General features: G+C 48.6%; 22 protein-coding genes and 1 other RNA gene. 4 read left to right on the top strand and 19 right to left on the bottom strand.

The annotated features are described in order from the left end of the window. Positions 1–65: 65 nt before the first annotated feature. Entirely contained in the window at positions 66–1,130 is a 1,065-nt protein-coding gene (locus tag HPY28_RS10585) for an AI-2E family transporter (RefSeq protein WP_174230539.1), read from the bottom strand. A gap of 379 nt (positions 1,131–1,509) precedes the next feature. Here HPY28_RS10585 and HPY28_RS10580 point away from each other — a divergent pair, with 379 nt between their 5' ends. Further along, positions 1,510–2,196 carry a TerC family protein gene (locus tag HPY28_RS10580; protein WP_017247595.1) on the top strand — a complete coding sequence of 229 codons (687 nt, stop codon included), beginning with the start codon at positions 1,510–1,512 and terminating at the stop codon, positions 2,194–2,196. 119 nt (positions 2,197–2,315) lie between these two features. On the opposite strand, the gene HPY28_RS10575 is transcribed toward HPY28_RS10580, so the two are convergent. The 7 genes from HPY28_RS10575 to cymR form a co-directional block, all read right to left on the bottom strand. Next, positions 2,316–2,510, bottom strand: a complete 195-nt coding sequence (locus tag HPY28_RS10575; protein ID WP_228088569.1) for a hypothetical protein — start codon at positions 2,508–2,510, stop codon at positions 2,316–2,318. Positions 2,511–2,537: 27 nt separating this feature from the next. Continuing rightward, positions 2,538–2,744 carry a hypothetical protein gene (locus tag HPY28_RS10570; protein WP_007717618.1) on the bottom strand — a complete coding sequence of 69 codons (207 nt, stop codon included), beginning with the start codon at positions 2,742–2,744 and terminating at the stop codon, positions 2,538–2,540. 34 nt (positions 2,745–2,778) lie between these two features. Then, positions 2,779–3,258, bottom strand: coding sequence for a PRC-barrel domain-containing protein (locus tag HPY28_RS10565; RefSeq protein WP_017247593.1), 480 nt, complete (start codon positions 3,256–3,258; stop codon positions 2,779–2,781). A 74-nt stretch (positions 3,259–3,332) separates the two neighbouring features. Beyond that, positions 3,333–5,594: an SF1B family DNA helicase RecD2 gene (gene recD2, locus HPY28_RS10560; protein ID WP_174230538.1), complete on the bottom strand. Its 2,262-nt coding sequence runs from the start codon at positions 5,592–5,594 to the stop codon at positions 3,333–3,335. 80 nt (positions 5,595–5,674) lie between these two features. Continuing rightward, a complete protein-coding gene (locus tag HPY28_RS10555; RefSeq protein ID WP_174230537.1) occupies positions 5,675–7,339 on the bottom strand; it encodes a methyl-accepting chemotaxis protein in 1,665 nt (554 codons plus the stop codon). Positions 7,340–7,507: 168 nt separating this feature from the next. Next, entirely contained in the window at positions 7,508–8,653 is a 1,146-nt protein-coding gene (locus tag HPY28_RS10550) for a cysteine desulfurase family protein (RefSeq protein WP_174230536.1), read from the bottom strand. Between the two features lie 27 nt (positions 8,654–8,680). Further along, positions 8,681–9,100 carry a cysteine metabolism transcriptional regulator CymR gene (gene cymR, locus HPY28_RS10545; protein WP_017247589.1) on the bottom strand — a complete coding sequence of 140 codons (420 nt, stop codon included), beginning with the start codon at positions 9,098–9,100 and terminating at the stop codon, positions 8,681–8,683. 97 nt (positions 9,101–9,197) lie between these two features. Between cymR and HPY28_RS10540 the strand changes: the two genes are divergently transcribed. Continuing rightward, complete coding sequence (locus tag HPY28_RS10540) at positions 9,198–9,371, top strand: hypothetical protein (protein ID WP_016739245.1); 174 nt, start codon at positions 9,198–9,200, stop codon at positions 9,369–9,371. Positions 9,372–9,387: 16 nt separating this feature from the next. Here HPY28_RS10540 and HPY28_RS10535 read toward each other — a convergent pair whose 3' ends face one another. The 7 genes from HPY28_RS10535 to HPY28_RS10505 form a co-directional block, all read right to left on the bottom strand. Continuing rightward, complete coding sequence (locus HPY28_RS10535; RefSeq protein WP_017247588.1) at positions 9,388–10,746, bottom strand: replication-associated recombination protein A; 1,359 nt, start codon at positions 10,744–10,746, stop codon at positions 9,388–9,390. A gap of 6 nt (positions 10,747–10,752) precedes the next feature. After that, complete coding sequence (locus HPY28_RS10530; RefSeq protein ID WP_017247587.1) at positions 10,753–11,508, bottom strand: tRNA threonylcarbamoyladenosine dehydratase; 756 nt, start codon at positions 11,506–11,508, stop codon at positions 10,753–10,755. A 92-nt stretch (positions 11,509–11,600) separates the two neighbouring features. Continuing rightward, positions 11,601–11,782, bottom strand: a non-coding RNA gene (gene ssrS / locus HPY28_RS10525) — 6S RNA. A gap of 50 nt (positions 11,783–11,832) precedes the next feature. After that, complete coding sequence (gene aspS, locus HPY28_RS10520; RefSeq protein WP_017247586.1) at positions 11,833–13,623, bottom strand: aspartate--tRNA ligase; 1,791 nt, start codon at positions 13,621–13,623, stop codon at positions 11,833–11,835. Positions 13,624–13,647: 24 nt separating this feature from the next. Next, positions 13,648–14,922: a histidine--tRNA ligase gene (gene hisS, locus HPY28_RS10515; RefSeq protein WP_017247585.1), complete on the bottom strand. Its 1,275-nt coding sequence runs from the start codon at positions 14,920–14,922 to the stop codon at positions 13,648–13,650. A 600-nt stretch (positions 14,923–15,522) separates the two neighbouring features. Next, the gene (locus tag HPY28_RS10510; protein WP_174230535.1) at positions 15,523–17,046 is read right to left on the bottom strand and encodes a coproporphyrinogen III oxidase; all 1,524 of its coding nucleotides are present in this window, start codon (positions 17,044–17,046) and stop codon (positions 15,523–15,525) included. A gap of 94 nt (positions 17,047–17,140) precedes the next feature. Next, positions 17,141–17,311, bottom strand: coding sequence for a hypothetical protein (locus HPY28_RS10505; protein ID WP_017247583.1), 171 nt, complete (start codon positions 17,309–17,311; stop codon positions 17,141–17,143). A 155-nt stretch (positions 17,312–17,466) separates the two neighbouring features. On the opposite strand from HPY28_RS10505, the gene HPY28_RS10500 reads away from it, so the two are divergent. Next, positions 17,467–19,356: an N-acetylmuramoyl-L-alanine amidase family protein gene (locus tag HPY28_RS10500; protein WP_017247582.1), complete on the top strand. Its 1,890-nt coding sequence runs from the start codon at positions 17,467–17,469 to the stop codon at positions 19,354–19,356. Positions 19,357–19,596: 240 nt separating this feature from the next. After that, positions 19,597–20,091, top strand: a complete 495-nt coding sequence (locus HPY28_RS10495) for a DinB family protein (RefSeq protein WP_174230598.1) — start codon at positions 19,597–19,599, stop codon at positions 20,089–20,091. 65 nt (positions 20,092–20,156) lie between these two features. Here HPY28_RS10495 and HPY28_RS10490 read toward each other — a convergent pair whose 3' ends face one another. The 4 genes from HPY28_RS10490 to HPY28_RS10475 all read right to left on the bottom strand — a co-directional run bounded on the left by HPY28_RS10490 (position 20,157) and on the right by HPY28_RS10475 (position 24,300). Beyond that, complete coding sequence (locus tag HPY28_RS10490; protein ID WP_017247580.1) at positions 20,157–20,717, bottom strand: short-chain dehydrogenase; 561 nt, start codon at positions 20,715–20,717, stop codon at positions 20,157–20,159. A 26-nt stretch (positions 20,718–20,743) separates the two neighbouring features. Continuing rightward, the gene (gene dtd / locus HPY28_RS10485; RefSeq protein ID WP_017247579.1) at positions 20,744–21,181 is read right to left on the bottom strand and encodes a D-aminoacyl-tRNA deacylase; all 438 of its coding nucleotides are present in this window, start codon (positions 21,179–21,181) and stop codon (positions 20,744–20,746) included. 51 nt (positions 21,182–21,232) lie between these two features. Then, a complete protein-coding gene (locus HPY28_RS10480; protein ID WP_017247578.1) occupies positions 21,233–23,404 on the bottom strand; it encodes a RelA/SpoT family protein in 2,172 nt (723 codons plus the stop codon). 383 nt (positions 23,405–23,787) lie between these two features. Continuing rightward, positions 23,788–24,300, bottom strand: a complete 513-nt coding sequence (locus HPY28_RS10475; protein WP_017247577.1) for an adenine phosphoribosyltransferase — start codon at positions 24,298–24,300, stop codon at positions 23,788–23,790. Between the last annotated feature and the right edge of the window lie 3 nt (positions 24,301–24,303).

Raw genomic sequence — 24,303 nt, 5'->3', positions numbered from 1 at the left:
TCGTTCCCTCATTGATTTCACATAAATCACTTTGTCCATATTATAAATATTTTACCTGATCACTGTCAACTTTCATGCATCATGACAGCGATTCGGCTGACGATCACTTTGCAAACGGCAAGAATCGGGACAGCAACGATTAGCCCGATGATGCCCCCTACAGTCTCCCCTACTAGCAGGGCCAAGATAATGAGAAGCGGGTGCAAATGCAAAGAACGACCAACGATGTTCGGGGACAAAATGTTCCCTTCCACGATTTGAATGATGAGATTGACAACGAGAACGAGTAGTAGTGTCTTGGTTGAAATCGTAATGGCGATCACAACTGCCGGGGCCGCCCCAATCAATGGTCCGATGTACGGAATGATGTTGGTGAGACATACGAATGCAGCTAGTACAAAAGGATACGGCATGCCGATCCACCAGTAGCCCAGATATGCAAAAACACCTACGATCAGGGCGACAATCATTTGTCCATGTATGTATTTGCCCAAGGATTCATTAATATCCCGAAGGACGATCAGTACTTGCTTCCGGTAAGCCTTTGGAACAATCGACATCCCCGTCTCATGCAATTGCTTCATATCCTTCAAAAAGTAAAAAGCGATAAATGGTACGATAGCAAAAGCAAACAGCTTTCCCATCGAATGACGAGCATTATCCACGATTTTCGATACGGAATGAGACATTCCCTCATTCGACTGGATGATCACCCGGTCCACACCCTTCGAGATGCTATCCGGCAAGAAATACTTTCGTGCCTCCCACTCACTCATCCATGTATAGTACCAATCCATCAGGCGGGGAATATCATCTGACAGCTCCACCAATTGTTTCGTAAAAATAGGGATGGCGTTAATGATCGCAATGGTAATCACCAATACAAATGATCCATATATGAGCAGCACTGCCATTAAGCGCGGAACCCTTCTTTTTTCTAGCAATTGCACGACCGGATGGAGCAAGTAAGCGATAACGAGTCCCAATATGACGGGAACGAGCACTTCCTTCATGAGCGAAAACAACTGTGAAAGGACTGGTCGGAGCAGCCAAAGCAGATTGCCGATGACCAAAAGTGCGATGAGCCAAACAGCAGCAGCAAATAGACGACTTCGCCGAAGTTCATCCACGTTCCCCAACTCCTCTCTATTTGCATACATCTTTTTTAGCTTGTCTCATTCACATTAATTTCATGTAACCTATTGACACACAATTTCGTGTTCAGTAGTATGTAATTACAAGAGGATATCTCCAAAGGGGAGTAGCTTTTTCGCAACATAGTCGTCATTACGGGATTTTTCCCCGGCTATGTTGGCAACATTTTCGTAAATGTTGTAAGCAAGACCTTTGCCGACCAGGTAAAAGGTCTATTTTTGTATTTTAAACGACCTTTTCCTGTCCCGGGAAAGGTCGTTTTCTTTTTCGCCCCTTTACACACACTACAGGAGGTATCAAGAAAACGGCCAGCGGATTATTCGCTTCTAAAATGGATTAGGAGGAGGAGTAGAAATGGATTTATTGTTAAGCCCTGAGTTTTGGACTGCATTACTCTCTATCGTTATCATCGATCTGGTGCTGGCCGGGGACAATGCCCTCGTCATCGGGATGGCGGCTCGTAACCTGCCTGCTCATCAACAAAAGCAAGCTATCATCTGGGGAACGGTTGGTGCAATTGTCATTCGTGCATTGGCGACACTCGCTGTCGTTTGGTTACTGAAAATTCCTGGTCTGCTGCTTGTAGGTGGTTTGATTCTCATTTGGATCGCCCTCAAGTTGCTCGTTCAAGATAATGGTCATGAGAATATGAAGGCAAGCGGAACACTTGGAGCAGCGATTTGGACGATTATCGTAGCCGACACGGTAATGGGCTTGGATAACGTTATCGCGGTTGCTGGTGCAGCACATGGTGATTTCCTTCTGGTAGTTATCGGTTTGATCATCAGTGTTCCGATCATGGTTTGGGGTAGCACATTGATCTTGAAGCTGATCGAGAAATATCCGATCGTTATTTATATCGGTTCTGCCGTATTGGCGTATACCGCTGCGAACATGGTAACGAGCGAGAAGTTCCTCACACCATTCTTTGCCGCTTACCCTTGGGTAAAATGGTTATTCATCGTAGCTGTTGTGGTTGGTGTCCTGTTGATCGGACGCATGAAAAGCCAACAGCAAAAACGTTTGGCAGAACAATCTTAATGCAAAGCAAGACTCCGTCGTTTTACGCGACGGAGCTTTTTCATGTATGGCGATGTAAAAAAAAGCACCCGAACACAGTGTATGTTCGGGTGTTTATTTACGTTCCAATTCACATTTTGTTAACGAGTCACGGCACGCATCAGCTTGCGACCTGATTTCCACATACGCGTTACATCACGCATGGAGAAGGGCAACTGATTCCAATTCAATGAAAACCGACTGCGACGTCGCGGAGCCATCCAATAGCCAATGATCGCCACAATTCCGCTTGTGGCCAGAACCCGCAACAGGCCTCGAATGAACAAGCGTGCCACCTCCATTGGTTTTGCCGCTCAAATCCACTACATATTCAAGTGAGCGGTTACTGTCTGATCCTCAATAAACAGATCGTTGAGCGAATGCAAAGATCCATCTTCCTCAACCTGGTAGACAGAAGCGATCTGCTCATTGGAAACGCTCATTTCTATAAAGCAGTTCCAGCAATAGTATTGATTGGTTCCAATCTTTCCTACGTCTTTGGAACTGCAATTCGGGCATATGACACGCATCACGCTTTTCCTCCCTTTCACGCCTGGCCACGAACTAGTCCGGCACGATCAGGTTTTCTTCCCCGACGATAACGGATGCTGGTGCAGGGAGGCGCTTTCGTCCTTCCGTAATATCTGCAAGCCAGCCATTCGATAGTTCGTACCCTACAAGTTTCTCCCAGTTGGCTGAAAAGTAAACGTCTTCCAGCCTCCCCAAACACTCTCCGGATGCGGTAATCACCGCTTTTCCTTTTAACTTCGTCTTTCCCGTCACAATGCCGACAGGCTCTAGTCCGGCGAGATGAGGTAAGGGCGTGATCGCATCTTTTCCCGATACGGTAAGGCAGGACTCCCCAACCGCATGAATATGTTCGGTAGGAATATAGGTACCTGATTGGAACCAGCCCTGTTCGCTCAGCAAGACTCCTCGTACATGCCAAGTGGAGTCGCAAAGAATGTCGCGCACGGTTCCAATCGTTTCCCCTGTTTGAAGGCAAACAACTGGCAATCCGACTGCATCCATTGCCTTGCGCATGTGGGACATCCCCCTTCCGCCTTGTTAGTATCAGGCGAAAAGGACACGTCCATTCGGCGCAAATGGTTCCAACTTCACTCTTGCTTTAGCCGTTCCTCCAGGTAACTGTACCGTACTCCCTCCTCATCAGACTCTACAGCAGCGCGGAACGCATCCGGCTCTCCACACATGATGAGGAATGATTTGCTCCGGGTAATCCCGGTATAGACCAGCTTACGTCTGAGCATACGGTAGTAGCTTTTGACAAACGGCATGATCACAATCGGAAATTCGCTGCCTTGAGACTTATGAACCGAGCAGCAGTAGGCAAGCGTCAGCTGATGATAATCCGAACGCTTGTACACCACTTCCCTGTTATCAAAGGCAGCGACCAGCATCTCCTGGTTCTCCGCATTTTCATTCGGGAAAAAGATGGCGACGATCTCACCCATGTCACCGTTAAACACCTGTTCTTCAGCATTGTTCACCAATTGCAGAACCTTGTCTCCTGTACGGAAAGTCGTCTCACCGAAAGTAACTTCACGCTTTTGCGGCGTTTTCGGATTAAACAGCTCCTGCAATTCTTCATTCAACCGGTTCACACCGGCATTACCTTTATAGATAGGGGCTAATACCTGAACATCTTTTGCCGTATACCCTTTTTTTACGGCTCCGAAGCAAATTTGTTTCACTGCTTCCGGAACTTCTTGTGGCAAACTTGTGAAGAATCGCCGATCCGGGGTGGTGTGAAGCAAATCTGCCGGTACATTCCCCTTGCGTACATCATGGGCCAACCGAATAATGGTTGATTCTTCTGCTTGCCGATAAATTTCTGTCAGCTGTACCAAAGGTAGCAATCCAGATCGAATCATATCCAATAGGACGTTGCCTGGTCCTACGGAAGGTAACTGATCAGGGTCACCTACCATGATGATCTGCATGTCATCTGGAACCGCACGAAACAATTGATTGGCGAGCCAGATATCAACCATGGACATTTCATCCACAATTAATAGCCGGCCACGGATTGGGTGCTCCGCATCATGCTCGAAGCTCTCCCCTTTGTAACCGAGTAAGCGATGGATAGTCATTGCAGGTAAACCCGTAGTCTCTGTCATACGTTTTGCAGCACGCCCAGTAGGAGCTACAAGTATGATCGGGAACGGATTTTCTTCGTTGTATTTTTTCAAGTCCAGAGACAATCCATGAAGCTGAGAAAAGACACGACAAATCCCTCGAATGACTGTCGTTTTCCCCGTCCCAGGCCCCCCTGTGAGAAGCATCAGACCTGCTTTGATCGCCTGTTCAATGGCATCACGCTGCGTCTGGGCATATGTAATCCCCAGCTCATCCTCGACCGCCCCTAACGCACGGTAAAATTCCGATGTCGGGAACGTACCGAATTCATCCCGCGCAGCGAAGTGACGCAGTTTTTTGGCAAGACCGAGTTCGGCAAAAAACAGTGAAGGCAAATACACCCGCTCATCTTCCCAGGCAATTTTACTCGACACAAACAGGGCTTCCACTGCCAGTCGAATATCGTCTCCAGAAAAAACGTGCCCGCCGCACTCTTCGAGAAGGCGCAGTGTTTTTTCACACAGCTCCTCCACAGGCAAATAAACATGTCCCTCTGAATACGAAGCCTCCTGCAACATAAAGAGAGCTGCCGCCTTCACACGTTCTTCTGAGGAAGCATCGATTCCAGTTGCTCGTGCAATGTCATCTGCCCGCTTAAAGCCGATTCCAACGACATCTTCAATCAACCGGTAAGGCTCTTCCTTCAGTACTGTCATCGTTTCCAGCTTATAGGTCTGATAAATACGCAGCGCCATGTTCACACCAATGCCGAAGTCGTACAAGAAAACCATGGCACTTTCCAAGGAACGATGCTCGACTACTGATTCATAGATTGTTTTGGCACGTTGTTCAGAAATGCCTGGTACCTCAGCCAATCGCTCCGGGAAGTCCGCGATAATCGACAGCGCATCTACCCCAAGCTGCTCGACAATTCGTTTGGCCATCTTTTTTCCGATCCCTTGAAACAAGCCACTGGCTAAGTATCGCTCAACCCCTGCCAATGTTTTCGGTGTTTCACGTTCATAGCGCTTTGCTACGTACTGCTGGCCAAAACGAGCGTGTGTCTTCCATTCCCCGTAAAAGGTGTACAGCTCATCTGGATGTGGCCGAGGAAAATTACCGACAATAATGACCTCCGATTCTTTAATCGATTCGGTAGTCTCTTCTATCTTTAGACGGATAACTCCGTACCAGGTTTCATCATTGTAAAAAATTTCTTGAGAAACAAATCCTCGAATGTAGGTTTCCGCAAACAGCGAGATTGACTGCTGCTCGTCCATCTAAACGCCTCCTGACATAAAAACCGTTCCAGAAAGGAAAAATCCACTTCTCTTGAAAGTGGATTTCTCATATGCTCGTCTTAAATTGTAAATCGTTTTACTTGTTCTGACAACTGCTCGGCCATTTTCGCAAGTGTTTCTGATGCTGCCGTCATTTCCTCGGATGTTGCAGACTGTTCTTCGGACGCTGCTGCCACTTCCTGTGTATCTCTGGCCGCTATTTCCGCAAGTCCAGCTATTTTTTCGGAGTGACTCACCAATTGGACTGTATCGCGATGAATCCCCTGGGCTGCATCGTTCATACGATGTACTTGCTGGCTGACGTCTTGAACGGCCACCAAGATTTGCTGGAAGCTGTCTCCTGCCTGAGCCACTCCTTCGCGTCCATCCTGTATAGCGACTGCAGTCGTTCCCATTGCCGTTACAGCAGCGAGAATATCTGTATGGATTGTATGAATCAAGCCTGCGATCTCTTCTGCAGCCTCACCCGATTGCTCAGCCAGCTTACGTACCTCCTGGGCAACAACCGCAAAGCCGCGTCCCTGTTCCCCCGCCCGTGCAGCTTCGATGGCGGCATTCAAAGCCAATAGATTCGTCTGGTTGGATATTTGACGAATGATCGTGATGATTCCCATGATTTGCTCGGATTGAGAGCCAAGCTCGCGGATAACCTGCTCCGTACTACGGGCATGATCCGTGATTTGATCCATTTCTTGTACGAGCTCTTGCAGCTTGCCTTCACCAATCTGTGCCAATTGATTCGCGTCTGTCGCATCAGCATTTACTTGAGAAGTCGAGGCTGCAATGAGTTGGATATCTCCACCGATGCGAGACAAAAAGCGTACTGTATCCGTCACCGTTTGTTTTTGTTGTTCGGAACCTGTAGCAATTTCCGAAGAAGCCATGGAAATCTGTTCGGAAGCACGTGCACTTTCTGTCGCACTCGCTGTTAATTCTTCCGAAGCTGCCGCTACCTGCTGGGCTACTCGCTGCACCGCGTTGACCATGCTGCGAAATACACCCATCATCTCATTGTACATCGACGATAATTCCCCAAGCTCGTCCCGGGAACGGACAGTCACTTGCGTGGTCAAATCTCCTGTCTCTGCACGCTTCATTGCCAATACCAGCTCTTTTAGTGGTCGTACCAGCTTGTTGACAATAAAAATGCCTGTGACCAGCGCTAAGGTGGCACTTATCAGGTTGAGGAGAAACATCATTGAACGACTGCTCTCAATCGTCGTCAGCAAATCATTCTCGTAGCTGCCAATGGCTAGAATCCACCCGTTTGGCAGCTGCTTATACGCCGCCACTTTGGTAGAGCCGCCGAAGTCATATTCGATCCATCCGTTTTTTTGAGCGAGCATGACTTGCGTGAATTCTTCATTCGCCAAAGAGGTATTCTCGACTTTCGGGTCTGGATGAAAAATGGCAATTCCACTCGTATCCAAGATATAGGCGTAGCCAACCATACCATTTGGCTTGTAATATTTTTCGGCCACCTCGCGTGTTATTTCATTAATTTTCTGTCTGTTCCCCTCATTAATCGTTGCATCTTGAGCGTATACAGCCAGCTCACGTGCCTTCATTTCCGTTATATATTGCAAGTCAGATACAGCCAGCTTGTATAGCGCGCTGCGTGCATTTTCAAATTGGATATAGCCGACGACCATTAATGGAAGCATGGTTAGGATTAGTATCGTAAACACCAGTTTGTAGCGAATAGAGTAGCGTCTGGGCAACATGAAAGTCCTCTCCTTATCGGATGATCCGAATTGTATAGTTCTTCAGGATTAGTACCACAGCATCATTTTACCATCCTCTTCCACAATTCACCACAAACTCCAATAAGAAACCCGCTTTTACTCAAATGAAAAAACCGCTTGGCTTATCCAAACGGCTTTCATACTACGTTATTCGCGTACCAAGCGCTTTACAATCCCAGCAATCACTGTAGCAGCTTGTCTCGCCTCTTCCACCGTATTCGTTATTCCAAAGCTGAAACGAATAGCTGAATGCAGAATCTTCTCGTCCACGTGCATCGCTTTCAGCACGTGTGACAGCTCTAATGATCCGGATGTACAAGCTGAGCCGCTCGCTGCTGCAATTTTGGCGATATCCAGATTCATCAGCATGGTTTCTGTATGTGCACCAGGGAATGACACATTGAAAATATGTGACAAAGCCTGCTCGCTATGTCCATTCAGGCAGAACGTAATTCCTGCTTCCTGCCAGACTGCGATCATCGCTGCTTTCATCTGCTCATACTTTTCAACCCGCTCCGTCATTTCCTCGCCAGCGACCTTTGTCGCCGTGGCAAACCCAACAATCCCGGCCAGGTTTTCCGTTCCCGCTCTGCGTTTGCGCTCTTGTGAACCGCCGTGCAAAATCGGGGAAAACGGGACCTTACGCGCTACATACAAAGCGCCGACTCCTTTTGGACCATTAATTTTATGAGCGGATACCGAGAGCATATCAACTGGGAGCTTCCGTGCATGGATAGGCAGTACACCAAAAGCCTGTACGGCATCCGTATGAAAAACAATCCCTTTTTCACGCAAGAAGGTACCGATTTCCTCGATTGGCTGGATCGTTCCTACTTCGTTGTTCCCGTACATAATGGACACCAGTACCGTATCCGGGCGAACCGCTTGTTTTAGGTCTTCCAAGCAGATCATGCCTGTCTGGTCAACAGGCAAGTACGTGACTTCAAATCCAGCCTGCTCCAAAAATTCACAAGCATGCAAGACTGCATGGTGCTCGATTTGCGAAGTAATGACGTGACGACCACGTTCGCGCTGTGCCATTGCTGCGCCGATGATTGCCATATTGTCCGCTTCTGTCCCGCCACTCGTAAAGATGAGCGATTGTGGATCAGCATCCATAAAGTCGGCAATCGTGTCTCTCGCATGCTCCAACGCTTTTCGCGCTTCGCGACCTGCACCATGGACACTGGATGGATTCCCGAATATTTGAGTCAAATAGGGAGTCATTGCAGCAACTACACGCGGATGTACCGGCGTAGTCGCTGCGTGGTCAAAATACATTAGATCTGACACTGCTGTCACCTTCTACCAACTAATATTCTAGATATAAAACATATAATTATCGGCAGGACCATCGTCTTCAAAGCTGATCAAGTCCTGAAGGGAAGTCGAATCCAGAACAGCAGAAATACTATCCCGAATACGCAGCCACAAAAAACGCTTAGCCGGGTCTTCTTCCTCTGCAAATTCCACAGGGCTGATCGGTCCTTCCAGCACGCGAATCACATCACCAGCAGAAATCTCATCCGGCTGCTTTGCCAGAACGTAACCGCCATATGCGCCACGAATACTTTTTACCAAACCCGCGTTACGCAGAGGGGCAATCAATTGCTCCAAGTAATGCTCGGACAAATCGTGTTTCTGGGCGATGCTCCGCAGTGAAGTCGGCCCTTCTCCGCAACGGTTGGCCAATTCCATCATGATCGTCAGCCCGTAACGTCCTTTCGTCGAAATCTTCACGTTAACAACTCTCCTCTTTGTATCGGTAATACGCGCCCGCCCCCTACATGTCTTCTTTATCGTGGGACACACTAACATCTTAGGGGGTGATATGCAGATGACAACGAACAAACGCTCGGAACGAGGTCCCAACCACCCGTCCGAAACCTTGTACGACCAACCCGCAGGCACGATTGCTCACAAAGCCCGTTACGGAGCGAGTGAGCAGAGCAAACAACCGAATGAAAACGGTGACTTGCCCAATAAACCAGGCGGAAACGTCCGCACGTAAATGTTAGCTCCCCCTATTATTCGGGGGAGTTTTTCCTTGGCAATCCACGTCCATCCATCTTCTGTCTTTCTTCCTGGAAACGGCGAATGTGACGCTCGTAGCCGTGATCCTTTGGCTGGTAGAACGAGTAGTTTACACCGTCAGGCAGATACTGTTGAGGTACATACCCATATGGATAGTTATGCGGATACAGATATCCCTGACCGTGTCCCAGCTTCGCAGCTCCCTTATAAGCAGAATCTCGCAGATGAATCGGTACTTGCTTGTGACCATCCGTTCGGATACGATCCAACGCAGAATTAATTCCGTTGTATGCAGCATTGCTTTTGGGGGCAGTTGCCAGGTACGTCGTCGCTTGTGCTAAAGGGATACGCCCTTCAGGCATCCCCACCAATTCTACCGCCTGAAAGCAGGACATCGCAACTGTGATCGCTTGCGGGTCTGCATTGCCGATGTCCTCTGAAGCCGAAATGACCAAACGGCGAGAAATGAACCGCGGATCTTCTCCGGCATCGATCATTCTCGCCAACCAGTAAAGAGCTGCGTCCGGATCAGAACCACGAATGGATTTAATAAAAGCGGAGATCGTGTCGTAATGGTTGTCCCCACTCTTATCGTAGCGTACAGCCCTGCGTTGAATGGATTCTACTGCGTCGTCCAGCGTCACTGTAATTCGTCCATCCGCTCCTGGTTGCGTCGTTGTCACTGCCAGTTCCAATGCATTCAGCAAACGTCTGGCATCCCCTTCCGCGTATTGAACCAAATGCTCTGCCGCTTCCGGTTCTACGCTGACAAATAGCTCCGCCAATCCGTTTTCTTCATCAGTAAGCGCCCGATCCATGACCTGCTTCAATTCCTCATGAGAAAGCGATTGAAGGGAAAACACTTGTGAACGCGACAAAAGCGCCGGATTCACCTCGAAAAAAGGATTCTCCGTCGTAGCGCCGATCAAAATGATCGTGCCTTCCTCCACATAAGGAAGAAGGGCGTCCTGTTGCGACTTATTAAAGCGGTGAATCTCGTCTACGAACAACGTTGTCCGCTGACTGTCCATGACGAGCCGCTCCTTTGCCGCATCTACCACTTTGCGGATGTCAGCAACACCAGCCGTAACGGCATTTAACTCAGAAAAATGCGTACGTGTGGTCCGGGCAATGACTTTTGCGAGCGTTGTTTTCCCTGTACCAGGAGGTCCGTAAAAAATGACAGAGGACACTTGATCTGCTTCAATCGCGCGTCGGAGCAGCTTTCCAGGAGCCAAAATATGCGATTGCCCGATTACATCTTGAATCGTTTGCGGCCGCATCCGTGCAGCCAATGGCTTCTGTTTGCCGCCACCCTGTTGGTCGTAGGCAAACGTGAATAAATCATCCATGTTCCACTATCCTTTTACAGGCTGCCACTCCAAAATATCTCTTGCCACTACACTGGCCAAAATTAAACCAGCCACAGAAGGCACGAAAGCATTGCTTGCTGGAGGCATCCGCACTTTGCTAATCGGTGAATTCGGGTTGGAAACGATTTGTTCGCGTACATCTACACGTACAGTTACGGGAATCTCACGGGAATATACCACTTTTACCCCTTTGTAGATACCGCTTTTACGCAGCTCACGACGAATGACCTTTGCAATCGGATCATAACTCGTTTGGGAAATATCGGCAACCTCAAAACGGGTCGGGTCCATTTTGTTGGCTGCACCCATGCTAGAAATAATAGGGATATTGCGACGCTTCGCTTCTTTAATCACATGCAGCTTCGCGGACATGGTGTCCATGGCATCCACGATGTAATCCAGTTCATGCTCAAACAGCGCATCCGCTGTTTCTTCATTGTAGAACATATTGAGAGTTACGACCTCGCACTCAGGATTGATCGTAGCAATGCGCTCCTTCATAAGCTCAGCCTTTTTTTGACCGACTGTGTTCAGCGTCGCATGGATTTGGCGGTTGATGTTCGTGATGTCTACTACATCCTTATCTACCAAAACGAGCTTGCCTACACCTGTACGCGCGAGTGCTTCTACTGTAAAGGAACCGACTCCGCCAATTCCTAATACAGCAACGCGGCTATTTTTCATTTTTTCCAAACCTTCGGGACCGAAGGCCAATTCACAACGAGAAAATTGATGAAGCATATTTCGTGTCACCTTTCATTCGCAAGCGAGATTATTAGGGTTGTTCAACACGCACTTATAGTCAATCGGAAAAGTAGGATTGAAGTTAAAAAAGGAGCCCCATTATGCCGTGTTGCTCCTTAGTTTTGAACCTGCTCATCGCAGGTGGGTGTCTTGCCGAACTGTTACAGACGTCCACTCTAAGGAGGCATGCCTTTACAATCACGGACGAAAAACTCCCTAAACAAACTTTGTGGCTCAAAACTATCGGATGTCACGAGCATAGCAGGGCTTTCATCATAGTATTACCAATGTATCAAAGAGCAATGCAGTTGCGCAAGTCGATTACGCTTCCACCTTTTCTTCTTCTGTGACAATTGTTGCAATGGACAGCTCTTTCAATTGTTTTCCATCTACTACATCTGGAGCGTTTACCATCAGGTCGCTCGCACTTGCTGTTTTCGGGAATGCGATGACTTCGCGCAGGTTAGTGCGGCCAGCCAAGAGCATGATCAGACGGTCCAAGCCGAGAGCGATTCCACCGTGTGGAGGTGTACCGTATTCGAATGCATCCATGAGGAAGCCGAATTGTTTACGTGCCTCTTCTGGTGAGAAGCCAAGTGCGGTAAACATTTTTTCTTGCACTTCGCGCTTGAAGATCCGCATGGAACCTCCGCCGAGCTCATATCCGTTGAGAACCATGTCGTACGCTTGTGCGCGCATTTGACCTGGATCGGTGTCGAACAGGTGCAGATCTTCGTCTTTTGGACGAGTAAACGGATGGTGCAGGGCAACGTAGCGTTTTGCATCCTCATCCCACTCAACCAGTGGGAAGTCTACTACCCAGAGGAATGCGAACTTGCTTTGGTCAATTAGGCCAAGTTCAGCACCCAGCTTGGAACGAAGGGCACCCAGTGCATCTGCTACTACTTTTGGTTTGTCAGCAACGAACAGGAGCAAGTCGCCTTCTTCTACCGCCAAGCGTGCTTTCATCTCGTTGATTTCTTCTTCTTTAAAGAACTTCGCAATTGGCCCTTTGATTTCGCCGTCTTTGAAGCCGATCCAAGCCAAGCCTTTCGCGCCATAACGGGAAGCGAATTTGCCAAGGTCGTCTGCTTCTTTACGGGAGTAGTGTCCGCAACCTTTTGCGTTGATCGCTTTTACTTGTCCGCCGCCAGCTACAGCTGCTGCAAACACCTTGAAGTCGCTTGTCGCAACCAGATCAGATACGTCTGTCAGCTCCATGCCGAAGCGTACGTCTGGTTTGTCAGAACCGTAACGCGCCATTGCATCCGCATACGTGAGACGCGGGAATGGAGTTGGTACGTCTACACCAACCGTTTGCTTGAATACGTGAGCAACCATCTTTTCCATCATCGGCAGGATCTCTTCCATAGACAGGAAAGAGGTCTCAATGTCGATTTGGGTAAATTCAGGCTGACGGTCAGCACGCAGGTCTTCGTCACGGAAGCAACGAGCGATTTGGTAGTAGCGCTCCAAACCGGATACCATCAAAAGCTGTTTGAACAGCTGTGGTGATTGTGGCAGTGCGTAGAACTCGCCTGGATGTACACGGGAAGGCACGAGGTAGTCACGTGCGCCCTCAGGCGTACTCTTCTGGAGAATTGGTGTTTCGATTTCCAGGAAGTTGTTCTCATCCAGGTAGTCACGGAACGCTTTCGCTGCTTTGCTGCGCAAAATCAGGGAGCGCTGCATTTCTGGACGGCGCAAGTCCAGGTAGCGGTATTTCAGACGAACTTGTTCATCTACATCGATCTCGTCTTCAATCAGGAACGGAGGCGTTTTTGCATCGTTCAAGATTTCGATTTCAGAGATGTGCACTTCTACTTCGCCGGTTTTCAGCTTCGGATTGATTGCTTCTGGTGCACGGTTTACAACTTTCCCTTTTACAACCAGTACGTATTCGCTACGCACTTTGTCAGCCGCTTCCCAAGCTTCTTTGTTGTACTCCGGGTTGAATACGATTTGGACGATGCCTGTGCGGTCACGGAAGTCAATGAAGATTACGCCCCCGAGGTCGCGACGCTTTTGTACCCATCCGTTCAGTACGACTTCTTGCCCAACGTGTGCTGTTGTTACTTCTCCACCATGTACGGTGCGATATTGCCAAGACATGATCATTTCCCCCAACGATTTGTTTTATTGATTTGCTTTTGCAGCCAGTACCGAAACGAGTTCCTCGCGTTTCACTTCTTGTTGCTCGCCTGTTGCCATTTCCTTTAGAACAACCGTGCCATTCGTTAATTCAGACTCGCCGATGATCGCCGTAAAACGAGCCTGTAGACGATCTGCTTGCTTCAACTGTGCTTTCATTTTCCGATCCAGATAATCCAGCTCAGCCGCAATCCCAGCTTGGCGCAATTGGTCGACAAGAACAAAAGCTGTTGTTTTCGCTTCTGGTGTCTGCACCACTACGAAGCAATCGATGCCACCCGAGATCGGCAGTTGAACACCTTGCTTTTCCAGAGCCAACAGCAGACGCTCGATACTGAGTGCGAAGCCGATGCCCGGCATATCGTCGCCGCCCAGCTCTGCAACCAGTCCGTTGTAGCGCCCACCGCCACAAAGCGTTTCTACCGCACCGATCTCTGCCATTTTGATTTCAAATGCGGTCAGTGTGTAGTAGTCCAAGCCGCGAACCAGACGCGGATTTACATGAAACGGAATATCCAGCGCGGTCAAGTAGTTTTGTACGGCTTCGAAGTGTGTCGCGGATTCTTCGCTCAAGTAGTCCAAAATGGACGGAGCATCCATCGTCAGTGTTTTGCATTTTTCATTTTTGCAATCGAGCACGCGGAGCGGGTTGCGATCGATACGAGATTGGCAATCCTCGCACAGCTCAGAGCGAACACCGTTCAAGTGTGCGAGCAAATGCTCCCGGTGACGCGCCCGGTCTTCTACCGTACCTACGCTGTTCAATTCCACAGAAAGTCCTGTCAATCCGAGCTCCTGATACAGACGAATCGCAAGGCCAATGACTTCTGCATCGATCGCTGGATCGCTTGAACCGATCGCTTCTGCACCGAATTGGACGAATTGGCGATAGCGGCCTGCTTGCGGACGCTCGTGACGGAACATCGGCCCCAGGTAGTACAGCTTGGTAGGCTGATTAGGCACACCGTACAGCTTGTTTTCCACGTAGGAGCGAACAACACCCGCTGTCCCTTCTGGACGCAGCGTGAGAGCGTCCGTACTGCGCGGATTGGCTACACTGTACATTTCTTTTTCCACGATATCCGTGGTCTCGCCTACACCCCGTTGGAACAACTCTGTGCTCTCAAACAGCGGCGTACGAATTTCCGCGTAATTGGAGCGGCGACACAGATCGCGGGCCTTAGCCTCCACGTAGTGCCACAGCTCTACAGTACCAGGCATGATATCCTGCGTACCGCGTGGGATCTGGATTCTAGTCATTCCTCTCGAACCTCCATGTCTTTTCAAAAACTCGGGCTAACGCCAAACCTTCAGGATCAAGGAACCTTTATTTTTGACCAAATAAAAAAGTCCCCCGTCTCCTGACATTTAGCAAATCGCCGCATGTCAGGGACGAGAGACTGGTTATACTCCCGTGGTGCCACCCTGTTTGAATAGCCTTACAATCACAAAAGGCTATCCCACTTATTAGCCGTTAACGCCGGCACACGCCTGCCAGTTACTGGGGAAAGAGATTTCTTTCAGCCGTTCACTGCGGTCTTCAGGGATGTCATTCACCAAGCCGTTATACGAAAGCACTCTCAGCCACGGCGCTTTCTCTCTGGGCATCCGGTTCCTGGATACTTGTTCCCGTCATCAGATCATTTCTTATTCAATAAAAAAGCTTAATGTGAATCATAGCAAACCCGCCAACTGCCGTCAACAGGCGCTCGAATAAAACTTTTTTTAACGTGTAAGAATTTATTAGCGACACGCTAATAAATTCTGGAGCGCATAAAAACTTTCCGCAAAAACGTGGTCGCTCCTCCTTGAAAAAGCCTCGATAGAGGTTTTTTTATTAATCAACAGTATATCCATCACTTACTTGCCAGATACCTGTCCAGCCGTTTTCGCACCCGAATAGATTTGATCCAAATCACGAAGCTTGTTTTCAACCAGAACCTTGTATGTGTCATTGTACGTTTTTGGGTCCTTTGGATTCGGAAAGCGCGTCAGCTTGCCGCTTCCTGGAGCCATCAGCTTGGATACGGCACCACAGCCGAGACCAAGGATGGTTTGTACCTCTTCCATGATCATGATGTTGTAGATGCTCTCCTGCCCTGGCTTGGCATATCCGACATTCTCCAAATTTCCCAAAATGTTTTTTTGCCGATACAAATAGTAAGGGTCATAGCCATTCGCCGCTGTCCACTCGGAAGCCATCTCCATCATCTTACTAATTTCTTCGCGACTAGCGACCTTGTAGCGGTCTTTGTTCTGCGTCATCTCAGATGCTCTCTTGAAAGACAGCGTATGCACCGTCAGCGAGGCAGGCATTAGCTTTTCTACCTCTTGGAGGCTGTGCGCCAGCTCGGCTACGCCTTCATTTGGCAGCCCGATGATCAGGTCCATATTAATATTAGTCAAGCCCATCTCCATAGCCAGATGGTATTTCTCAATCGTCTCTTCGACGGTGTGATGACGTCCGATTGCCTGGAGCGTCTCCTGCGTGAACGACTGTGGATTAATGCTGATCCGATCCACTTCCCACTGCTTCATCACATCAAGCTTTTCACGTGTAATCGTGTCGGGTCTTCCCGCCTCAACTGTCAACTCACGCACATCTCCCATGTGTGGAAAAGAGCGATGCATCGTCTCAAACAGCTGGTTCATGTCATCTGCGGTAATACTCGTAGGGGTTCCGCCCCCGAAATAAATGGACGTGATCCGTTGGTCATTCGCGCGAAGCCACTCTCCCATCCGCTCCATCTCGTAATGGAGACCTTCGAGAAACGGATTAACCGAAGCCGTATGACTGCGAATCGCGTAAGCAGGAAACGTACAGTACGCACACTTCGTCGGACAAAATGGGATGCCGATATACACAGACAGTTCACGATCAATTTGATACAAGTCAGGCACGACGTTGAGCTGCTTGTCTACGATTTCTTGCAAAAGGTTCAGCTTGTATGGACGCAAAATCACATCCTGCTGCAATCGCTTATGTGCTTCCTGTCTGTCTACACCAGCGGCGTTCAACTGGTGAAGCAGTTTCGTCGGGCGTATCCCGGTCAAAATACCCCAGCCTTGCTCCATGCCCGTGTATTCTTCCAACATCAATAACAGCGCATAGCAAAGAGCTTGCTTGGCCGTCTTTTTCATCGCTTTTTCATCACGTGCTACGTAGTCTCGCTCCACCTGATGAGAGATGCTTCGTTTGCCATCGCATAACTCTCCCGAAGCTACGACTCCATTTTCATACACGGTCAATGCCAGCATGATTTTCAAATCAGCCTCACCTGTCCACTCCGGCACAAAAGTGAGCGCTGGATCTTCGTAAAATAACGCGAGAATTAAGGAGAGTTCCCGCTCGAATGCGTGTCCCTCACATACGATCTGTATCATGGAGTTCACCTGCTTTTTTCAAAAATGCCACTCCTCATCATAGCCGACAAGAATTACTCGGGTCAACTAGACAAGTTGTGGCATCATGTGCAAGTCATCGCCGTTTTTGCCGTGGATGTTGGATATCCCGCAAGCCTGGATGAAAATCTTGGGCCATTTCTACATTTTGGAGTGACATTTCTTTCTCCAAATCGTCTTGAAAATCAACAGACAAAAACTGCCGATTCAATCCTTGCGCGAATGTTTCCTTCTTTGACTGTCTCACGATGAATTCCTCCTGAAAAGCTGCGTGTGCTAGCGTCTAGTAAAATCTAGTATTGCCTTGCCTGCCGAAAAGCAATCAGGGAAGCTATGCAGAACTTTGTCGTTTTTTGCAGGAAAAAGCAGGAGAACTAGCGAAGTGATTATTTTGGTAAAAACATGAAAAATCACAAGGAATTCAAGAAGCTACTTATTTCGGAAAGGATGTCTATCGTGTTTGTTCGTCAAAAGATCCTGAGGAGTCTCCTGACTGTCGTCTGTGCCATTTCCCTCCCCGTTTCTGCAGCTTGGGCCGCCGGTTCTGTTCAGGTCACCGTGGACAAGCTCAATGTCCGTTCAGGTCCTAGCCTCCAAGACGCTATTGTCACTACACTGCCGAACAAAACTGTGCTGCCTGTCATCTCCACCAAAAATGACTGGATTCAGGTAAAGCTTCCGAACGGCCAAAACGGTTGGGTAGCGAACTGGCTCGTCAGCACACAGCAGCAGCAACAGAAACCAGCAACTGCATCTGCCAAGCAAGTAGAGAGCACCACGACGAATGTCAATGTTCGTTCTGGACCCGGTCAGACATATGCAGTCGTACAAACAATCAATCCAGGTACGCGCTACCCCATCGTGCAAAAGAGTGGCGAATGGATCCAAATTCAACTCAACGCAGGAACAAAAGGCTGGGTCGCAAACTGGCTTGTAAAAGAAGTAGGTACGGGACAAGCAGTTACTCCTCCCTCTACTGGTAGCACACCCCCAACAACCAATCCTGCGGGGACAGGCTCACAACCGAAGCCTCCCGCCGTACAAGGAGCCAGCCTCACCTTGGACTTCGCTCCGTACGTATACGCCACGCCAGATGCCAGTACACCTGCTATCGGTCAACTACATGCGGGCGAGAAAATCACGGTCTTGAACAGACAAAATGGTTGGATTCAATTCCCATACGATGGAGTCAACGCTTGGCTCTCCACCGATCAAACCAACCCGGACACAGGTCAACCGACTCTGCCCGAAAATGGAAATGGAAGCACGAAACCTCAGACTGGGCAACCATCTTCTTCGAGTCAAACCGCCACAGTAAAAACGGACGGATTGAATCTGCGCAGTGAACCGAACACAACGAGTGCTATTCAAGCTACACTTCCAGTCGGAGACAAGCTGACTGTTTTGGAAAAACAAGGAGACTGGTACCGCGTCAACACGGCAGCCGGAAAAACTGGCTGGGTGGCAGGCTGGCACATTTCGGTGAACCAACCAAGCATGCCTACTCCGAGTGGCCCATACGTGACGATCATGAATCCAGATACCAATGTTCGTTCTGGTCCGAGTACTGATCACGATATTATCAAACAGGTGCAGCCTGGTGAGAAATACGGAATTGCCAATAAATCAGGCGAGTGGTTCCAAGTAAACTTCCTTGACGGCTCCACAGGCTACATTGCAGGCTGGCTTGTTTCAGCTAATGGTGCGCCAGCAGTGGTACGCAGTAATGATCTTGCCGGCAAAGTCATCGTCGTCGACGCTGGTCATGGTGGTACTGATGGTGGCTCGACTGGCTCCAGCTTCTCTACTTTAGAGAAAACAGTCAATCTGCAAGTATCTCTGCTCCTGCGTAACAAGTTGGAAGCAGCAGGCGCCAAAGTCATCATGACACGAGCTGATGATCGCAAGCTGACTCTGCAACAGCGCGTCGACATTGCGATTCAAAATCAGGCTCATATTTTTGTCAGCGTCCATCACAATACGCATCCAAACTCAGCAACGAATGGCTCGATTATTTTCTACTACAGCCAAGGTAACTCTAGCAAGCTTGCCTCCCTGGTTCAAACGGAACTGGTGAAAGCGACGAGCTACAAGGATATGAATTATCGTTACGGAAACTATTTCGTTCTACGCGAAAACCCGGTGCCGTCCATTTTGGCCGAGATCTCCTTCTTATCCAACTACAACGATGAGATTCGCGCACGTTCCGAGAAACAACAGGATCTTGCCGCAGAAGGTCTATTCAAAGGGATTGTCCAGTACTTTAATACACAAAGCAATCAGGGAGGCTGATCCCTCTCTGACAAAAACCCCCATGCGAAAGAAGCTGCTCAAGCTCTCTCCTATGGGGGTTTCTTTTTATCGTGCATCCGATCGCATCAAGGCAAGGCAGGCAGGAATTCCAAAAGGATTTGCGAATATCATAAGGCATCGAAAGGAGTGATGACGGATGAAAAACAATCACAATATCAGCAAACGCACGGTATGGACGCAGGTGATCACAAGTTAACCTTTGAAAATGGAGTGATTTCTATTAAAACCATGTTTGAGTACAATTGGATGGTTCGTGAAGAATGGCTGAAATGGCGTGAGGATGTTCCGATGGAAGAATTGCTTCGTCCGCGCATCGGGGGTGTCGGGGGTATTTTGCACACATTGTTCCATGTTATTGATGTAGAGTGGAGCTGGATTCAAGTCATGCTAGGAAGGCCAGATTTTCAAGAAAGCTTCGATCTTCACAACCGGTTGGAAAAGGTTCGTGAGCTGGAGGCGACTTTTCGCCCGGATGTGCTTCAATTTTTGCGCAATTGGGATGAAAGTATGGAAACAAGAGCCTTTCAGGATACGAAGCCAGACGGCAGCATCGCTACATACACATGGGGTGAAATTATGCGACACATGATCGCTCATGAAATCCACCATGTCGGACAGCTATCGATTTGGGCACGAGAAATCGGGAAAAAGCCGATTTCCGCAAACCTGATCGGCAAAAATCTGATTCTCCCTTCAACCAATTTCATTCACTGACCCGAATCAGTACTGAAACGACAAAAACGATTGCATTCGGCAATCGTTTTTTGTTGTTGACTTCGCTATATGGATGAATACACCGGGCGTTTTTCCCACGGCTCGACCTGACCGACGATGACTTGCCGTTCTTTTGCTTGCAAAGCGTCAATCACCCCAGCTGCGATTTCATCATTTGTCAGCCAGCGTGCATGCTCACCTGCACATGTAAAACCGAGGATGACCCGTCGGTACATACAGTATTCTGATGTAGGCTCTGTCATTGGATTTTTCCAAGCAGCGCTCCCACACACATGCAGCAATTGCCAGCACTTCTCAGGACGCGACAGTTCTTCTACGATCACAGGCAGTGCATGCGGCGCAGTCGAATGAATCCACGCGACAACCACATCCATCGGCCCTCTCTTCTCTACGAGATCGGCGATAGCCTGACGCAAGCTGTCTTTCTGGTGGTAGTCTTGCGATAGCAAATGAATCGACTCTGGATGAGTTGAACCGTCTCTGACACTTCTTAATTTGACTGGATCACGACCAAGCACGGTTACTTCATAACCTTGGCGAGCCAGCCAGCGGGAGACCTCTGTAAGCATGCCACTCGCACCTATTACCAATGCTTCTTGCGCCATGTTTCCATCCCCCTTGATGGTTGTAATTACGATTCCACAATCAGTGTAACAGGACCATCATTTAACAGACGTACGTCCATCATTGCGCCAAAACGTCCTGTTTCCACCTGGAGCCCTTTTTCACGCAGCTTGGCATTAAACAGCTCGTACAGCGGTTCAGCTTGCTCTGGTCGTGCGGCAGCCATGAAGTTCGGTCGTCTGCCCTTTCTGCAATCGCCATACAGCGTAAATTGGGATACGGACAAAATTTGACCACCCTTATCTAATACAGAGAAGTTCATTTTGCCTTCCTCGTCTTCAAAAATGCGCAAGTTCGCAATTTTGTCTGCGACAAATTCTACTTCTTTTTCTGTGTCTTCATGCGTAATTCCTACCAGCAGCATTAAGCCGTGATCAATTTGTCCGACGACTTCACCTGCTACGGTAACACTCGCTTCTCTCGTTCTTTGTACGACAATCCTCACACTGACTCATCCTTTCTGTTATGTAAACAAGAACACCCAATCCACGAGGGATTAGGTGCTCAGTATCCGGCGAACCGAGTAAATATCTTTGATGCGCTTGATGCGCTCTACTACTTTCAACAGATGATCCACATTGCTAATCGAGATGGTCATATGAATCGTTGCTACTCGATTTTTATCGGACTTGCCACTGACAGCCGCAATGTTCGTCTTTGTCTCTGCTACAACCTGTAATACATCGTTTAACAATCCGCTCCGATCATTGCCCGTGATCTCGATCTCTACATGGAAATTATGTTTGAAATCGGTATCCCATTCGACATCAATCAGACGCTCTGTACATTCGTCCGTCAGTACGTTCGGACAATCCAATCGATGCACCGATACCCCACGACCTCTTGTAATGAAGCCGATAATCTGGTCGCCTGGGACAGGTGTACAACAACGAGAAATACGGACGAGCAAATTATCCAAGCCACGAACTTTGACGCCAGACTCACTCTTGGCAGAACGATTTGCTGGATTGGGTTTGACCTCAGGAATGGTCGGGTTTTGTTCTTCGCGCTCCCGACGGAGTTTGTCTAGAAGACGAGTCGCAATTTGCGAAGCCGTGATGCCGCCATAGCCGACTGCGGCAAACATGTCTTCAGCCCCTTGGAAATTAAACCGGGCTGCCGCTTCCTTCAGGTTTGTTTCCGTCATCGCTTCTTTTACATCAAAGCTGCGCGACTTGATCTCCGCTTCCACCATCTGCTGACCTTTGGCGACGTTCTCTTCCCGCTTCTCTTTTTTAAACCACTGTTTAATTTTATTGCGAGCATGCGCGGATTTAGCCATTTTTAGCCAGTCCTGACTAGGACCATACGAATGCTTGGAGGTCAGGATTTCGACGATATCGCCTGTTTTCATCGCATAGTCGAGCGGTACGATCTTGCCGTTCACTTTGGCGCCAATTGTTCTGTTTCCTACGGCAGAGTGAATCCGGTAGGAGAAGTCCAACGGAACAGAGCCTTTTGGCAGCTCGACTACATCGCCTTTTGGTGTGAAGACGAAAACCGTATCGGAGAAAAGATCCTGCTTGAGACTTTCCATGAACTCTTGCGCATTTGGAGCCTCTTCCGATCCGCCTTCGATAATCTCCCGCAGACTGCCCAGCTTCTCTGCAAACGAGCCTTGCACGATGCTTTTGCCTTCCTTGTACGCCCAGTGAGCCGCGATCCCGATCTCAGCTGTCTGGTGCATATCCCATGTACGGATTTGCACTTCCAATGGCTCACCTTTTGGCCCAATCACTGTCGTATGAAGAGATTGGTACATGTTCGTCTTTGGCATGGCAATGTAATCTTTAAATCTGCCTGGCATCGGCTTCCACAAGGTGTGCACGATACCGAGAACCGCATAACAGTCGCGGATGTCATTCACGATGATACGCAATGCTAGCAGGTCATAAATCTCATTGAACTGCTTGTTTTGCCTTGTCATCTTTTTAAAGATGCTGTAGATATGCTTCGGACGTCCCGAAATTTCTGCCTCGATATTTAACTCGCCCAGCTTTTCTCTGATCGTATCTGATGCTTCATTCAGATAGGCTTCGCGCTCCACCCGTTTCTTTTGCATCAAATTTACAATCCGATAATACTGTTGCGGATTCAAATACCGAAGCGCCGTATCTTCCAGTTCCCATTTAACGGAAGCAATCCCCAAGCGATGGGCAAGTGGCGCAAAGATTTCCAGCGTTTCATCGGAAATCTCGCGTTGCTTCTCCTCCGACATATGCCGAAGTGTCCTCATGTTGTGCAGACGGTCTGCCAGCTTGATCATGATGACGCGGATGTCCTGTGCCATGGCAACCAGCATCTTGCGGTGGTTTTCGGCGAGCTGCTCTTCTTTGGACTTGTATTTAATTTTTTCCAGCTTGGTCACTCCGTCTACCAGGAGAGCTACATCCGGTCCGAACTGCTCACGGAGATGATCAAGCGTAATCTCAGTATCTTCCACGACATCATGCAAAAATCCAGCCGCAATCGTAACGGCATCCATGTGCAGGTTTGCGAGAATACCAGCCACGGCGATTGGGTGCATAATGTAAGGAACACCTGATTTGCGTATTTGCCCTTCATGCGCTTTTTCGGCAAGCTGATAGGCACGCGTAATCAGGTCCATATCCGATTGTGATAAATAGGTGCTTGCTTTTTTTACTATCTCATCAATGCCGGTAATCATAGTTTCCTTCCCTTATCCTCTCAGTAAAATAACCTCAATCGAGGCCTTCTCACGGAGGAGCGACCGCATTATAGCGGAAAGTTTCACCGAAGTATTGCCGGAAGCAGACGCTGAGGCACTTCGTGATGCGCTCCGGAAAGTTTAAGCCTGGACGCATTATGCACTGTGAAGCACTTGAACTTTCCTATACGTCTAGAAAACTTGGGCTTTGCCAAGCCTTTTGGCGCAGGCGAAGGCTTACTTGCACGTATCATGTCTGTCTATTTCATACTATTATCTTGTATGTCGTTCGTCTTGTAAAGCTGAATTCCCCTGTAAAGTATGTACAGCCGCAGAAAAAAGAAAAAAACGGGCATTTCACCCGTTTTTCCTTGTTGCATCAATTAATATTGAACGAGCGATTTGATAGGAATTTCACCAATTTTGCTACGTCCATCCAAGTAGGACAGTTCGATGAAGAAGGCAGCTCCTACTACTTTTCCTCCAAGTTGCTCAATCAAATTGATTGTTGTCTCAATGGTTCCACCAGTCGCCAGCAAATCGTCTGCAATCAGAACACGCTGACCTGGTTGGATAGCATCTACGTGTACAGCCAGTGCATCTTTTCCATACTCCAGGTCGTAATCTGCCTTGATGGATTCATATGGCAGCTTGCCAGATTTGCGGATCGGCACAAAGCCAATTCCCATTTCGTACGACAATGGAGCACCTACTACGAATCCACGTGCTTCTGGACCCGCAATCACGTCTGCTTGTACTTCACGAGCGAAGACAGCCAAGTCTTGAATCGCAGCTTTGTAAGCAGGGCCATCTTTCAACAGAGTAGTGATGTCCTTGAAACGAATACCTGGCTGTGGAAAATCTGGGATAACACGAATGTATTGTTTAAAATCCATGAA

It is taken from the genome of Brevibacillus sp. HB1.2, from assembly GCF_013332495.1.
GTDB classification, from domain to species: domain Bacteria; phylum Bacillota; class Bacilli; order Brevibacillales; family Brevibacillaceae; genus Brevibacillus; species Brevibacillus porteri.
This window is presented reverse-complemented; position numbering and strand designations above follow the sequence as displayed.